This window comes from Psychrobacter sp. FME13 (assembly GCF_014861395.1).
GTDB lineage: Bacteria > Pseudomonadota > Gammaproteobacteria > Pseudomonadales > Moraxellaceae > Psychrobacter.
This window is the reverse complement of record NZ_RRYV01000074.1, coordinates 1-14,711: the sequence shown is the minus strand read 5'-3', so window position 1 is coordinate 14,711 and position 14,711 is coordinate 1. Positions and strand designations below refer to the sequence as shown.

General features: G+C 41.4%; 11 protein-coding genes, 1 pseudogene and 1 other annotated feature. Of the genes and pseudogenes, 10 read left to right on the top strand and 2 right to left on the bottom strand.

The window, feature by feature from the left end; genetic code table 11:
* Nucleotides 1–129: 129 nt before the first annotated feature.
* Nucleotides 130–291 carry a hypothetical protein gene (locus EI164_RS09830; protein ID WP_192519789.1) on the bottom strand — a complete coding sequence of 54 codons (162 nt, stop codon included), beginning with the start codon at nucleotides 289–291 and terminating at the stop codon, nucleotides 130–132.
* On the opposite strand from EI164_RS09830, the gene EI164_RS09825 reads away from it, so the two are divergent.
* From EI164_RS09825 to EI164_RS09805, 5 genes are read left to right on the top strand one after another with little or no spacing between them, the layout of a single operon-like run.
* On the top strand, nucleotides 277–1,218 hold the full coding sequence (locus EI164_RS09825; protein ID WP_192519788.1) for a DUF2345 domain-containing protein: 942 nt from the start codon (nucleotides 277–279) through the stop codon (nucleotides 1,216–1,218). The two genes, EI164_RS09830 and EI164_RS09825, sit on opposite strands and share 15 nt — an antisense overlap.
* A 2-nt stretch (nucleotides 1,219–1,220) precedes the next feature.
* Nucleotides 1,221–2,069, top strand: coding sequence for a hypothetical protein (locus EI164_RS09820; RefSeq protein WP_192519787.1), 849 nt, complete (start codon nucleotides 1,221–1,223; stop codon nucleotides 2,067–2,069).
* A 26-nt stretch (nucleotides 2,070–2,095) separates the two neighbouring features.
* The gene (locus tag EI164_RS09815) at nucleotides 2,096–5,431 is read left to right on the top strand and encodes a toxin VasX (RefSeq protein ID WP_192519786.1); all 3,336 of its coding nucleotides are present in this window, start codon (nucleotides 2,096–2,098) and stop codon (nucleotides 5,429–5,431) included.
* A gap of 13 nt (nucleotides 5,432–5,444) precedes the next feature.
* Entirely contained in the window at nucleotides 5,445–6,512 is a 1,068-nt protein-coding gene (locus EI164_RS09810; protein ID WP_192519785.1) for a hypothetical protein, read from the top strand.
* 19 nt (nucleotides 6,513–6,531) lie between these two features.
* Nucleotides 6,532–7,593, top strand: coding sequence for a DUF6708 domain-containing protein (locus EI164_RS09805; protein WP_192519784.1), 1,062 nt, complete (start codon nucleotides 6,532–6,534; stop codon nucleotides 7,591–7,593).
* A gap of 70 nt (nucleotides 7,594–7,663) precedes the next feature.
* Here EI164_RS09805 and EI164_RS09800 read toward each other — a convergent pair whose 3' ends face one another.
* Nucleotides 7,664–7,885: a hypothetical protein gene (locus tag EI164_RS09800; RefSeq protein ID WP_192519783.1), complete on the bottom strand. Its 222-nt coding sequence runs from the start codon at nucleotides 7,883–7,885 to the stop codon at nucleotides 7,664–7,666.
* Here EI164_RS09800 and EI164_RS09795 point away from each other — a divergent pair.
* The 5 genes and pseudogenes from EI164_RS09795 to EI164_RS09775 all read left to right on the top strand — a co-directional run.
* The gene (locus EI164_RS09795) at nucleotides 7,871–8,812 is read left to right on the top strand and encodes a DUF2345 domain-containing protein (protein WP_192519782.1); all 942 of its coding nucleotides are present in this window, start codon (nucleotides 7,871–7,873) and stop codon (nucleotides 8,810–8,812) included. The two genes, EI164_RS09800 and EI164_RS09795, sit on opposite strands and share 15 nt — an antisense overlap.
* A gap of 2 nt (nucleotides 8,813–8,814) precedes the next feature.
* Complete coding sequence (locus EI164_RS09790) at nucleotides 8,815–9,687, top strand: hypothetical protein (RefSeq protein WP_192519781.1); 873 nt, start codon at nucleotides 8,815–8,817, stop codon at nucleotides 9,685–9,687.
* Nucleotides 9,684–13,190, top strand: a complete 3,507-nt coding sequence (locus tag EI164_RS09785) for a toxin VasX (protein ID WP_192519780.1) — start codon at nucleotides 9,684–9,686, stop codon at nucleotides 13,188–13,190. The genes EI164_RS09790 and EI164_RS09785 overlap by 4 nt, the downstream gene beginning before the upstream one ends.
* A gap of 10 nt (nucleotides 13,191–13,200) precedes the next feature.
* Nucleotides 13,201–14,265, top strand: a complete 1,065-nt coding sequence (locus tag EI164_RS09780; protein ID WP_192519779.1) for a hypothetical protein — start codon at nucleotides 13,201–13,203, stop codon at nucleotides 14,263–14,265.
* A 58-nt stretch (nucleotides 14,266–14,323) separates the two neighbouring features.
* Nucleotides 14,324–14,711: pseudogene (locus EI164_RS09775) on the top strand (transposase); the annotation flags it as partial.
* Nucleotides 14,599–14,711: a sequence feature (AL1L pseudoknot), on the top strand. This feature is flagged as partial in the annotation. (Overlaps the previous pseudogene by 113 nt.)

The following is a 14,711-nucleotide window of genomic DNA, read 5'->3' as shown; positions in this document are numbered from 1 at the left end:
ACGCTACTTTAACAAAAACCTCTTATCAGGTGTCCTAAATTAGTTGACCACTACAATCCCATCATCATCGGCAGCACCCATAACGGACAAGGCAATATCGATGCTCAGCACAACAGCATCGTTAGTGACTCAGACAGCATCGACGCCACCAGTCCAGCTTGGTTCATTAACCAAAGCCATGCATACCCCATAGACGGAATCAAAACCCAAAGCATTGATAGCAGCCGCAGCGGGGATGCGACCAAAGACAGCGTCACTAATGGCTACAACCAGCTCATGTTTGACGCCCATCCTGAGAGTCCTCAGATCAACGCCTATAGCAGCAGCTACCAGTCCAGCCTAACCATTGGTCATCTGTATCAGCATACCGACCATACCCGTGGTCAAGCACGTGGACAAGGTATCAGCTTAGAGACTGAAGCCGCTGCCAATATCCAAGGTAGCACAGGCATTCATATCAGTAGTAGCCAGTCAGACCCCTCATCAAACCCTCACATGAGCCATGACAGTCATAGCAAACTACAAACCGCTGACCAACATCAAATAGCCTATCAAAGCCTAGCAGAAACCCATCAACCTGTCGGCATAGATGGCAGCAGTCAAAGCAGTAGCCTAAACAATAACAAGGAAGGAGAACAACAAACCGCATTTGGCCAATTTAGCCAGGATACCAATGACAGCGCACTAGATAATGCCGGACAGTGGCAACAAGCCAACCTGCTCATCGACTCTCAGCGTCACCTTGCCATGCTCACAGGGCAGCATAGCCAACATGCCAGTACTGAAAATACGCATAGCCACGCAACAGGCAGCACCCATCATCACAGTCAAACCCAGATGAACCAACTGGTGGCAGGCGATATCCATTACTACTCAAACAAAGCTCAGACCCATACCGCGGCTCATGGTGATGTAACGATACAAGCGCATCAAGATCAGATGCGTCTAGATAGTGAGCAAGTGCTACGCCTGCATAGTCGAGACAGTATCGAGATCATCGCGCCTGATACGCTGACCCTAAAATCAGCGGGTAGTGGTATTGAGATAACAGGTGGTAATGTGACGTTTATCACGCCTGCTCAAGTGGGCTATAAGGCAAGTAAGGTGGATCGGGGTAGTGGGGGTGCAAGTAGCCCAACGATTACTATGCCGCAAGACGAACTTGCTGACTGCGTTGCAAAAACGGAAAGTGCTGGTAAAACAGGTGGAGCTGTCTAGATATGCTATTACCACAAGTTGAGTATTTGGACGACATACAAGACACTCACGCATACCAAGAGCAGCTCAAAGCCGTGTACAAAGTCATCTCCAATAATCAATATCAGCAGTTGACAGTTATCATTGATCTCAATACGTATGGAACTGCCGTCTTTGCCGTACTCGATAACGGCACTAATTTGCCATTTGAGCGCATCAAACGTATTCATCATACCTTTAAGGATGATCTAGCACTTATCGACATTCAACTAAATAGTAGTACTGATCAACGTCTACTTGAGCAACTACTTGCATTAAGCGTATATGAAAATAGCAATGATGTATCAGGTCATCCTCACCCACGTAGCGTCTGTCTATGGCTCTTTGAGCAGCCCATTACGGAAAGGCTGAAACATAGCGTCTATCTGATGGGTCAAGCGTACGGGCTAGGCTCAAATAAAAAGCGCTATTTACGCTATTGGGATCCTAGAGTATTAGCTTTAATGACTCATATATGGACAGCTGAGCAAAAGTTACAGATACATCAGCTAGGACTGATTCATATTTACTATATTGACTGGAATAATGAGATGACCGTATTGACTCTACCTACACCAAATGAGGTATATCCAGCCGATACTCAAAAGGCGTTAGAGCAGCTTAAATCGCTACCGTTTAGATTTAGTCAGCAGCAGTGGTCACTACTAGAGCAGATAGAGTGGATGAATATGATAGTTAGACAGTTAAAAGAGCAGGTAATGATTACAGATCGGGTTTATGAGGTAGTACTGTCTAATGCAACTTCCATGCGGTCAAACTATCACGGTAGGATAAAGGCAACAACAAAGATAGTAAATGAATTAAGTAATTAACAAAACAGTATTTGAGGAATGATAAGATGGCAAATAAACTAGTAGTGTCCAATCAGCCACCACCCCTTCTTATGTCAAATGAAAATGACTCACTAGATGCTAATTGTAGTTATGGTTGTGGGTCAATGGGTATACCTATATTACCTGTAGTTTATAGTAAGTTAAATTATAAAATTAATAGTAAAGACGAACGCTATTTCGAACATGATTTGACATTAGATTCTAAGAGTCACAATGCTTTAACTAGCTTGCCATCTAATTGTTATTTATATATGTATGTTGATAGAAGAGCACCACTCAACAGAAAAGGAGTTTATTTTACAGGTCAAGACGGAGCATTAAAACGAATATCACTTGGAGGTTCTCAAGGTGAAGATCAAGCACAACCTCCTACTTGTACAAAAAAAAATCATAATACTTTAGATTCCAAATTCATAAGTTTGAACCATTTTGAGTCGATATGGCTGATGATTAGCCATGCCAAACTAAGCCAAGATCAAATTTGGAAACTTGAAGTAGATGAAGATTATCGAAAAAAAAGAATGCAAAAAATTGATCCAGAAGCGTTAGCAAAAAACTCAAATACTGAATATTTAGATAAACCTGAAAATAGTAAGTTTTTGCTAAATTATATGAAAAGCTTTCATCTAAGAAAGCATCTTTCGAATAGTGAAAGTTCTGATCCCTTCAATATTAAATATCAAATCGATGAGAAGTCTATAGATAGAAAAACACATTCAGGAAGTTATGCTGCTGCAAATGCTTTGTATAGAAGGATGCAGAATAGTATTGATAATCACGTAGAGTCTTTAGAATTAGAGCTCAAAGAGAGTCATTTGTTACCAGTTAAAACATCGTCGAAAGTCATCGCCGAAAGCCAAAGCGTAATTGCAAGTCAAAAACTAATAAAACCCATGATGGTCGCTCTACCAGATCCAGTAGGCGAAGTACTTGCGGCAGCAGAGAAGCGGAACTATCTACTTAAAAAGCTAGATGATAAATATAAAGACAAAAGTAAAGTTCGAGAGCAAGTCAATGCTATCATTATTGATAATATCCGACAAAGTTTAGAAGCAAGTGTTGAGTATGATTCAACTGTACCGCAAGCGCCTGGTACTATGGCTGATCACATAACAGGTCGCAATGAGATCAGCCAAAAAAATAATAAAAACATTTATAACTATATCAATCAAGTAAAATTTCAAGCTGTCCTAGAGGAGGCAAAAAAGAGCCGTCAAGACAAAGCCGCTATTGCCGCTGCACGTCAAACCTTTATCGAGGCCATTACAAATCCAGAGTTTGCTAGGGTAATGCGTGAAGACTTCCCTAAAAATGATGAGGACAGTCATGTAGGTTATGCGCAAATTATCGCCCAAGCTATTCAAGGCATCGGTATTGATGAGAGTAATATCGGCATACCTGACAGCATATGGGCAGACTATCAGCCTGAGCAAGCAATAGGCATGAGTGCCAAGCAAGAGTTTGAACAATCGCTATTACCTTGTATCACAGGTCAGAAACCTATTGAAGACAACTGGTTAATTAAAGCGCTTATTGGACTTAATAAAGAAGATAATCAAAAGATGGCAGATGCACCAACCTTTGAAAACTTAGCCCCCCGAGCCAGTGACTTTATTGGTACGGCGACAAACTGGGCAATGGCATTTAAAGCTAAAAAGCAAAAACAGAACATAAAGACCAGTCAAGCTCAAAACATTGAGCGTCTCAACGATCTTGCTAACTACAAAGCGCAAGTCGTACAAACTCTAAGCAGTAACATGGCACATATAAAAGACAATCACAAACTGCTCTACAAGCTTGACCTGTGGTCACAAGCCACTGTGCATCAAGCTACAGGGTTTAAACTGGCGCAAAGAGTTCTAAAGTACAGTCCAGAAGCCGTACTTAAATGGAGTGAGCAACGTCTAAGCCGATCTATTAATAAAGCCAAACCCCATGCCACGCTACTACCAGCCAGTATCGACAATAGAGTTGTCAGTAGCGCCTCCTCAGTCAAAACGCCAATTGCTATAGATTTAGTAAACTCACATGGTGTGAATCAAACAGCTCTAGATATATTTGATAAATCAGCTAATGGTAATGAGCATGCTCGTACTGTAGTCACTATGTATGCAAGCGAAGATATCGCACGTACCACGCAAACCATTAATGAAGACATAACTAGACAGGTCGCTCAGCTCAACAGCGATCTTGATCCTATCAATGGTCAATACAGTCAGCTTGAGCGCCAATCAGCAGGCAAAGCGGCACTAGTATCAGTAGGTATTGGTCTGTTTCAGTTACGTAGTATATGGATGGGCAAGAGCAGTCTTGGTAGTATGGCGCGTAGAGGCGACCGTTTGGGTCTTGAGTTTATGACCGCTTATGCAAGCACCACGCTTGCATTGACCACAGCCAGCCTTGATGTCGCTAATGCGGGATTACAGATGAAAGCGGCGCGTAGTGCATGGGTGGCAAGGCTTAGTTTAAGCGTGGGTGTGCTTGGCGCTGTGGGAGCTGGGTTTGAGGTGTATAGCCTAAATATAAGTCTTGAAAGACATATGGAGAACAAGAGTGGTATCAGTGAAAGAGCTACAAACATAGCAATTGGCTCAGCATTTACAGCAGGTGTAGCAGGTCTTGGCTATGGCACATTGGTATTTGCAAGCGCAGGTGCTTTTGTATTACCTTGGCTTGGCGCTATTATAGCAATTGCTTGGGGCGTCAGTCTTATCGCTCAGTGGGTCGCCTTTCGCTATGATAAAGGTCATATATTGCCCGTTCATTATTGGCTAGATGCTGGGGTCTTTGGCAATAAGTCTATGCTAAATGACGAGTATCCTAATAATCCGTTTAAGATACAGGCAATGAGTAGCCTTGAGCAAGACATGCACGCTTACTCCTTGGCTTTGACTGAGATACAAGTTAATCCAAAATTTGCAACAAGTACTGCTAATTTTAGACAAACATTATCAGGACAAATAGAGATAACATTAAGTCAGTGGAATGATGATAGTGAGATTGTCGTTGAGTTTATCGGTATCAGCAGCCAAGAGCGAGGACTAGATAGAAAATCATTTAATATAAAAACGCTTAAACGACAAAACAAAGCCGTTGAAACATCCAAAGTACTACAGGTTACTTTGGATATTCCTCAGACCAGTCACTTCAAGGCACAGTATTTAGGATCAGAAAGAGAAGGAACAATAAATCCCAATGAGAAAAAGCGTATGGAACAAGCCCGTCAAAGGGCACGCAATAATCCGAATAGTCAAATTGAACAGCTAAGAGTGGTGGTCTTGTACTCATTAAATCCAAGTATCAATCCGCATTATCAACTGCGCACCACGGTAACAAGCTAATAGGGATAAGCCAATGATTGAAGACAAGCATAGTCAATTTGCCAAACACATTAATGAGCTACAAGAAGTTCTTGAAAGTCCTTATAGCAGCAAGATTGATAAAGTGCTATTAAAAGATAGCGAGGATATCGAGCACCTCAACAAAGAGATTGCTAATATTAATCCCGACTACTTAACTTTTTTCCCCAGCTATTTCTGGTATTGGTATTTTGGTATAGGGTGGATTTATTTTTCTACTTTCATGTTTCTTATTCTTTTTACTAACGGTCTTTTAGATTTACAAAGTTCTAATATACCTCTATTATTACTAGATATTTTTATAGCATTATTTGTATTTATTCCGTCCTGTACACCTCTAATTCTACTTCTCTATCAACTTATAAGAAAACATCCGTACCGCATTCAATACTACTTTTTAAAAAAAGAGCAAAAGGTCGCTTATTATTATCGCCCTTCACTACAGTTTTTTAAACCTTTTGAATTAAAAATAGTAGATTATAAAGACCTTATTCCTGAAATACACACCATCAAAAATAACACAGCATACACTCCATTGAATCTATATATCGCGAATCCTAACACAGGAGATATTACCCACCATATAAAACCGCATGATGTCAGTGTTGACCCGCGTGTACATTGGGCGTTTATCCGTACCTATATGGAAAGTAATGCCACCGACTTACCGATAAATCCTGAGTTTTGCGAAGCTTATCCCGCTGATACCAGTAAATCACTATTTGCTTGTAGCGATATCGTCTTTCGTAAATACGGTATTCTTGATACGCAGCATTCAGGCGGTGGTCAGATCATTGTCTTTATAATAGGCTCACTATTTACACTTGGCTATCTATTGCAAGGAAACAATTATCAAACTGCCAAACGAGCCATTTTACACCCTGATGTGCAGAAGCTACTGACATGGGACGGTCAAGATAATCCGTATCCGATACAGCCCATAACTGATGAAGCCAGATTAGCCTTTGAAGGTAGGAATTGGGAAGTTAATGTCAGATGGGTATGTATCATACTTATTAACGTTGGTTTATTTGCTTGGGCGGTGATGGCTTATAATAGTTGATAGAGATTGAGATAATAACATGCAATTACGCGATGACTTTGCCAAACATATTAGCGAGCTTCATAATCCTATTGACCGTCCATATAGTCAGAATATAGATGATAAGCTGTTCAATAGTATTGAAGATGTTGAGCATCTTAATAAAGAAACTCACGATATTAATCCTGATTACTTAACATTCCTACCAGCGTACTTTTGGGTGTTTTATTTTGCGATGGGCTGGATTTACGTATCAGCGATTTTCTTAACAAATTTCATTTATGATGATATTACTTATGTTTATATAAGACCTGAAGGATGGGGTGCGATTAATATCTTAGGTACATTACTATATCTTTTTGCAGCTGGAATACCTGTCCTCCTTCTTTTATATCAATTAGTTAGAAAATATCCTATTCGAACCCAATACTACTTTTTAAAGCAGCAGCAAAAGATAGCCTACTACTACCGTCCACTCTGGAAGTTTAGACAGCCCTACGAGCTGAAAATAGTAGACTATAAAGATGTGCATCCAGACCTGCATCAAGATCCGTACAATCGAGCCTACACACCGCTCAATCTGTATGTCGCTGATCCTGAGACTGGCGATATCACCCATCATCTCAAGCTAGAGGATTATAGAGTCAACCCACGCGTACAATGGGCATTTATTCGCACTTATATGGAAAGCCCTGCAGATGAGTTGCCAGTAGACGCTCAGTTCTGTGAGGCTTATCCAGCTGACACAAGCAAATCGCTATTTGCCTGTGCTGATATTATCTATCGCAAAAACGGCATAATACCTAGCAATCATTCTGGTGGCGGTCAGATCATGATCTTTATCATAGGCTCAATAATCGCTTTGGGTAATCTATTTCAGGCAAATCATTATCAATGTACCAAACGAGCTATATTACATCCTGACGTCAGTAAGCTACTCACTTGGGATGGACAAGACAATCCCTATCCGATACAGCCTATAACTGATGAAGCCGAATTAGCCTTTGAAGGTAGCAATTGGGAAGTTAATGTCAGATGGGTATGTATCATACTGATTAATGCTAGTCTATTTGCTTGGGCGGTAGTGGCTTATAATGCTTAGCTAGTTATTTACTGTTAGCCATCCTCTGCGTCATGGACAGCATGTCCTCATCGACTTCATCGGTGGTGACTTAACCCATCCTATCATCATCGGCAGCACCCATAACGGACAAGGCAATATCGATGCTCAGCACAACAGCATCGACGCCACCAGTCCAGCTTGGTTCATTAACCAAAGCCATGCATACCCCATAGATGGTATCAAAACCCAAAGCATTGATAGCAGTCGCAGAGGCGATGCGACCAAAGACAGCATCACTAATGGCTATAACCAGCTTATGTTTGATGCCCATCCTGAGAGTCCGCAGATCAACGCCTATAGCAGCAGCTACCAGTCCAGCCTAACCATTGGTCATCTGTATCAGCATACCGACCATACCCGTGGCCAAGCACGTGGACAAGGTATCAGTATCGAGCCCCAAGCCGCTGCCAATATCCAAGGCAGCACAGGCATTCATATCAGTAGTAGCCAGTCGGACCCTTCATCAAACCCTCACATGGGCCATGACAGCCATAGCAAACTACAAACCGCTGACCAACATCAAATAGCCTATCAAAGCCTAGCAGAAACCCATCAACCTGTCGGCATAGATGGCAGCAATCAAAGCAGTAGCCGAAGCAATAACAAGGAAGGAGAACAACAAACCGCATTTGGTCAATTTAGCGAAGATACCAATGACAGCGCACTAGATGATGCCGGGCAGTGGCAACAGTCCAACCTGCTCATCGACTCTCAACGTCACCTTGCCATGCTCACAGGACAACACAGTCAACATACCAGTACTGAAAACACGCATAGCCACGCAACAGGCAGCACCCATCATCACAGTCAAACCCAGATGAACCAACTGGTGGCAGGTGATATCCATTACTACTCAAACAAAGCTCAGACCCATACCGCGGCTCATGGTGATGTAACGATACAAGCGCATCAAGATCAGATGCGTCTAGACAGTGAGCAAGTACTACGCCTGCATAGCCGAGATAGTATCGAGATCATCGCGCCTGATACGCTGACCCTAAAATCAGCAGGTAGTGGTATAGAGATAACAGGTGGTAATGTGACGTTTATCACGCCTGCTCAAGTGGGCTATAAGGCAAGTAAGGTGGATCGGGGTAGTGGGGGTGGTAGTAGCCCAACGATTACCATGCCTCAAGACGAACTTGCCGACTGTGCTGCCAAAACTGGTAGTGCTGGCAATAAAGGTGGAGCGGTTTAGGCATGCTAATACCAAAAGTAGAGTTTCTCGATGATATTCAGGCGACTGACGAGTATCAAAAGCAACTTAAGGCTTTATATCTAACAGTCTATGACAATCAATATCAAACGCTGACAGTCCTTATTGATCTAAATACTTACGGCACAGCAGTCTTTGATCTATTAGACTGCGGCATAGATTTGCCATTTGAGCGCATCAAACGCATTCATCATAGCTTTGACGATGATTTGGCACTTATTGAGATATCACTCGATAGTAGTAAAGGTCAACGGCTACTTGAGCAGCTATTGGCATTGGCACTATATGAAAACACTTATGATATATCTGGTCATCCGCACCCACGTAGCGTCTGTCTATGGTTGTTTGATCAACCTATCACCGAAACGCTCAAGCATAGTATCTATCTGATAGGACAGGCGTATGGAATGGGGACAAACAAGCGTCGTTATTTGCGCTATTGGGACCCTAGAGTATTAGCGCTATTAACACACCTGTGGACTGATCAACAAAAGCTGCAAGTATATCAACTGCGGTTACCTCGTATTCACTATGTAGATTGGAATAACACCTTTATAGAGATAACGTTGCCGACACCCAATGAGGTCTATCCGTCTAATACGAAAGTGACACTAGAGCAACTTAAGCCGTTACCTTTTCGCTTCAGTCAGCAGCAGTGGGCACTGCTTGAGCAAACAGAGTGGATAAATATGATACTGCGGCAGTTAAAGGGTCAAGTGGTAATCAATGATCGAGTTTATGACATTATCATCAGTCAAGCTCTACTGATTGCTCAGCGTAAAATGTCGCAGCAGCAAGCCATTAAGAATATTGTCGAAAGCTTAGAGCGAATTAAAAATAAAGGAGTACAGGCATGAGTGATGGTTTGTGGGATTTTATAAAAAGTACTGTCGGAATGGATGACAAGGAAGCAGATGTATCAGAGCACCAAGAACCAATGCTGGTAGAGCAAACATCAGAAGGTACGGTTGATGGCTCTCAGCCGTCTGTTGAATTAGACGCAATCACAGTATTTGCCAACAACTGTGGTTATGGATGTGGATATACAGGTATACCGATTTTACCTGTGGTATTTAGTCGAGATGATTATAGAGTAAGTCGCAAGGATAAGCGTTATTTTGGGGATGGGTTGTCTTCAAAATCAGCCAAACATGATGCTATCGCGAGCCTACCTACATACACCTACCTTTATTGTTTTTATGATTATATTGATGGTGATGGAGATGAAGAAAAGTTTTTTGAAGAAATATTTACAGGTAAAGATGGTGCATTAAAAAGAGTTACAACGTATAACAAAGATAGTTTTGAAGAAAAAGATACTAATAAGATAGAGGTGACAAATATAGATGAGCCTGACGATGACACATTTGACGAAATGGTACAGCCAGCTACCTGCGATCGAGATAGTCATAGTACGTTAGATAGTAAATATATTACCTTAGAAACAGGTCAGGTAGTATGGCTCATGGTCAGTCATGCCCAGCTAAGTAAAGCAGCATTAAAAAAATATTTTTATGATGAAGCATTACGCGATAAGCGTATGCAAAAGTTCGTCGCTGATGACTTGATTGATAATAAAAATACTAAATATATGTCTGAATACCTCCCGGAAATAGATTATATAAATAGCTTTCATCAACGAAAGCAGCTAGAGCAGGGCGGTGACATCGGTGATAAACTTGCAATACATGAAAAATATGCAAAAGAAGTTGTTGGTGAAGATGAAGATGGAGAAGTTGAGGAGATTATCCTAAAAGAGGATGCTAATGGTGCTATAAGTTCGGCTTTTCAGCTATACAAAAATATGGAAAGGGGTATTAATGATAGGATAAGCGATATTGAATATAATATAAATGAGGGCTACGGGGATAGTGAGAGTGATAAACTAGACGAAAAGTCTGACAAGCACCAATTGAAAATCCTAAAAGATACTAAACCTATGATGGTTGCTCTACACGACCCTGTAGGAGATGTGTTGGCAGCAGCGGAGAAACGGAATTACCTACTTAAGAAATTAGATGATGCTCAAAAAAATAAAGGTCAAATTCGAGAGCAAGTCAATGCCATTATTATTGATAACATTAAAAGTAGTGTAGAAGCGGCTAATCAATCGTCAGTTCATGAACAACAGGGTTACTCAAGAGCGGGACTTAGTCGTAATCATAAGAAAGAATCAGCAGTTGGTAGGAATGTCTATAGTTACATTGATGAATCAAAATTCAAATATGTCTTAGCATCTGCGAAAAACAGCCGCAAAAATAAGGCTGCAATCTCAGCAGCACGCCAAATATTCGTAGACGCAATTAAACGCTCTGAATTTGCTTTTGTCATGCGTGAAGACTTTCCAGAAAATGATGAAGAAAGCCATTTGGGCTATGCTCAAATTATCGCTGAAGCGACTCAAGGTATTGGTATTGATGAGAGTAATATTGGCATACCAGATGCGATATGGTCAGATTACAAGCCAGATCAGGCAAGAGGTATGACTGCCAAACAAGAGTTTGAACAGTCGTTATTACCTTGTCTTTCAGGAGAAAAACCACCTGAAGACAACTGGTTATCCAAAGCCTTAATAGGTTTAAACCTTGACGATAATCAAAAAATGCAAGCTGCGCCAGCATATGAAAACTTCGCGCGAGCGAGTGACTTCATTGGTACAGCAATAAACTGGATCAATACATTTAAACATGAAGCCAAACAAAAAGCTATAGAAGCCAAGACCGCAGAAAAAATCCAGCACCTTAATGAGTTGGCAAGTCATAAAGCTCGAATCGTACAGACGATGAGTAATAATATGAGCTACATTAAGGAAAATAACCGCTGGTTGTACAGGATGGACTTATGGACACAGGCGTCAGTCAATCAATCTACAGGGTTTCGACTGGCACAAAAAGTATTAAAATATAGTCCCGAAAAGGCGACCAAATGGTTAGGGAAGTTTGTAAATAATCGAATCAACAAAGCAATGTCACATATGGTAACTATGCCTTCAAGTATAGATACTGGAGCGGTCAAGCAGGTTTCAGGTAGTGGTGTGCCTTTTGCGGTAGATTTCATGCACTCCCTAGGCGTCAATAAACAAGCATTAGATATTTACAACAAGGCGGCGGGTGGTGATAAAAATGCCCACATGGTGGTGACGATGTATACAGATAAGGCAACTGCTGACTCTTCAGCGTCAGTCAATCAATCAATTGCTGATGGACAAACCGATTTCAATAAACTTGTCGATAGCAATAGCGGGGCACAGCGACAGTTAGAGCGTAACAGTGCAGGTAAGGCCGCATTGATATCTGCAGGGATTGGCTTATTTCAGTTGCGTAGTGTGTGGATAGGAAAAAGTCGCTTTAGTGACATGGCAGATCGTGGCGACCTTATGGCGCTTGAGTTTATGACCAACTATGCCAGTACTTCCCTTGCGTTGACGGGGGCGGCACTTGATGTCGCTGCCGCTGGTATGCAGATACGGGGTGCCAGTACTGCTGCAATAGCAAGGATTAGCCTCGGTGTCGGTGTACTTGGTGCTGTGGGTGCTGGGTTTGAGGTTTATAGTTTGTCTATTTCATTAGTGAGACAGTTAGAGAGTAAAAGCAAAGCTAGTACTATAGGAACTGGAGTTGCAATGATTTCAGCGGGCGCAGCAGGTATTGCCAGTCTAGCTATTGGATTTGGTTTTGTCATGCCATGGGTGATTGGCATTGTGGCTGTGGCATGGGCTGTAAGCTTAATCGCTCAATGGATAGCTTTTACTTATGATAAAAGTCACATCTTACCGATTCACTATTGGCTTGATGCTGGTGTGTTTGGTAATAAGGCTATGCTAAATAGCGAATATCCCAATAATCCTTTTAAAATACAGGCAATGGGTAGCCTTGAGCAAGACATGCACGCTTACTCCCTAGCTTTAACTGAAATACAAGTTAATCCGAAGTTTGCAACAAGCACTGCTGACTTTAGACGAACATTATCGGGACAAATAGAAGTCACTTTAAGTCAATGGAATGATGATAGTGAGATTGTCGTTGAGTTTATCGGTATCGGCAGTCAAGAGCTAGGATTAGATAGAAAATCATTTAATATAAAAGCGCTTAAACGACAAAACAAAGCTATTGAAACATCAAAAGGAGTAGAGGTCGTATTAGATATTCCTAAGACCAGTCACTTTCAGGCGCAATATCTAGGTTCACATAGAGACGGGACGCTAAATCCCAATAAGCAACGCCAAATGCAAGAAGCTAAAGAGATAGCACAAGCTAATGCTGGTCGTGAAATTGATAAACTCAGAGCCGTAGTGAAGTATGCGCTCAACCCAAGTATGAATCCATATTATCAACTACGTACAAGCGTCACAAGTCAATAAGGATAACAACATGCAATTACGCAACGACTTTGCCCAGCATATCAGTGAGCTTCATAATCCTATTGACCGCCCTTATACCGCCAGTATAGACAAAAGCTTATTAAAAAATACTGAAGATATTGAACATCTTAACAAAGAAACTCATGATGTTAATCCCGATTATCTGACCTTCTTACCAGCGTACTTTTGGTATTTTTATTTTGCTATAGGCTGGGTCTATTTTTTTTCTTATATGTTCTCTGTTGTTTTCATTTTATTGTTTATCATAAATATTGATTTTGTTTTATCTGGTTTCACAATATGGTTTGTATTATTAGGCATACTTATGTTTATAGTATTTTGCACACCCCTAATCCTAATATTTTATCAGATCATTGCAAAAAAACCGTTTCGCACCCAATACTACTTTTTAAAAAAAGAACAAAAAATAGCTTACTACTACCGTCCACTCTGGAAGTTTAGACAGCCTTATGAGCTGAAAATAGTTGACTATAAAGACGTACATCCAGACTTGCATCAAGACCCATACAATCGAGCCTACACACCGCTCAATCTATATGTCGCCGATCCTGAGACAGGCGACATCACCCATCATCTAAAGCTAGAAGATTATAGAGTCAACCCACGTGTACAATGGGCATTTATCCGCACTTATATGGAAAGCCCTGCAGATGAGTTACCAATAGACGCTAAGTTCTGTGAGGCTTATCCAGCTGACACAAGCAAATCACTATTTGCCTGTGCTGATATCGTCTATCGCAAAAGTGGCATACTGCCTAGCAATCATTCTGGTGGCGGTCAGATCATGGTCTTTATAATAGGCTCAATAATCGCTTTAGGTAATCTGTTTCAGGCCAATCATTATCAATGTACCAAACGAGCTATCTTACATCCTGACGTGCAAAAGCTTTTAACTTGGGATGGACAAGACAATCCCTATCCGATACAGCCTATAACTGATGAAGCCAAATTAGCCTTTGAAGGTAGAAATTGGGAAGTTAATGTCAGATGGGTGTGTATCATACTTATTAATGCTGGTTTATTTGCTTGGGCGGTAGTGGCATATAATAGTTAGCTAGTTATTGAACCGCCCCGGTATTGTCGGAGACTCAATTTTCTGAGAGAATACGACAATGAAAACACGAAACTATACCCCTGAAATGAAAGAGCGCGCCGTTGGTATGCTAATTGAAGCTAAAGACGACTACCCATCCACCTGGTCAGCCATCAAAGCCATAGCGCCAAAGATAGGTTGCACGCCTGAGACCCTACGATCATGGCATAAAAAGCACATTGATAAAACCATTGGTGCAAACATTCAAGCTCAAAGCCAAGCGGAGCGTATCAAAGAGCTTGAACGTGAGAACAGAGAGTTAAAGCAAGCCAATGAGATTATAAAGAAAGCAGCTGCTTTTTTCGCCCAGGCGGAGCTCGACCGCAAACCCAAGTAATGGTTGATTTTATTAACGATCACAAACAACAATATGGAGTCGAGCCAATCTGTAGAGTATTACCGATTGC